The sequence below is a fragment of the Streptomyces sp. AC627_RSS907 genome (assembly GCF_019049165.1).
The window spans coordinates 1-1,014 of the sequence record NZ_JAGMUE010000420.1; the positions used below are offsets into that span (position 1 = coordinate 1).

The 1,014-nt window shown below is 79.1% G+C and carries 1 protein-coding gene; it reads right to left on the reverse strand.

What is annotated here, in order from left to right; translation table 11 throughout:
* Positions 1-1,014: molybdopterin-dependent oxidoreductase (locus tag KUM32_RS36230; RefSeq protein ID WP_217146147.1), on the reverse strand; the 1,014-nt coding region annotated here is incomplete at both ends.

Here is a 1,014-nt window from a genome sequence, read left to right on the forward strand (position 1 = left end):
GGGCGTGTCGGGTGCCGGTCAGCGCCTCGTCGCCCTCCTGGAGCCGGCCCTGGTCGAGCAGCAGCCGGTGGCCGGCGAGCACCGCCTGGCCCGCCGCCGGGCGCGGCAGCGGGGCGCCGCCCTGCCCGGTCGGCGTCGGCAGCGTCGTGACCGGCGCCGCCTCCCAGCCGCCGAGCCGGTCCAGCTCGCGCCGCGCGGCGCGCACGTCGGGCAGCGCGATCGGGGCGTCCATGTGGTCGGCCAGCATGTGCAGCACCCGACCGTCGGGCTGTACGTGGCGGCGGGCCATCTGGTCGGGCTTGACCGCGGCCTCGAACGAGCGGGCCCGGCCCTCCCAGTTGAGGAAGGTGCCCGACTTCTCGACCACGGCCGAGACCGGCAGCACCACGTCCGCGCGGTCGGTGACCTCGGACGGCCGCTGCTCCAGGCTGACCAGGAACGGCACCGCGTCCAGCGCCTCGACGGCGCGGGCCGGGTCGGGCAGGTCGGCCACCTCGACGCCGCCGACGAGCAGCGCGCCGAGTTCGCCGCCCGCTGCGGCCTCGATGATCTGCCCGGTGTCGCGTCCGTGCCGGGGCGGCAGTTCGCGCACCCGCCACAGCTCGGCGACCTCCTCGCGGGCGCTCGGGCTGGTGGCCGGGCGCCCGCCGGGCAGCAGCCCGGGCAGCGCGCCCGCCTCGATCGCGCCGCGCTCGCCGGCCCGGCGCGGAATCCACGTCAGGCTGGCGCCGGTGGCCGAGGCCAGCCGGACGGCGGCGGTCAGCGCGCCGGGCACGGCCGCCAGCCGCTCCCCGACGACGATCGCCGACCCCTCGGCGCGCAGCGCGTCGGCCGCGCGCTGGCCCAGTTCGTCCAGGCCGACGCCGCCGGCCAGCGCGTCCAGCCATTCCGTCTCGGTGCCGGGCGCCGCGGGCAGCAGCGTGCCGCCCGCCTTGGTCAGGCCGCGGGTCGCGTACGGGGCGATGCCGAAGGTGCGCTGGCCGTGCTTGCGGTGGGCCTTGCGCAGCCGCAGGA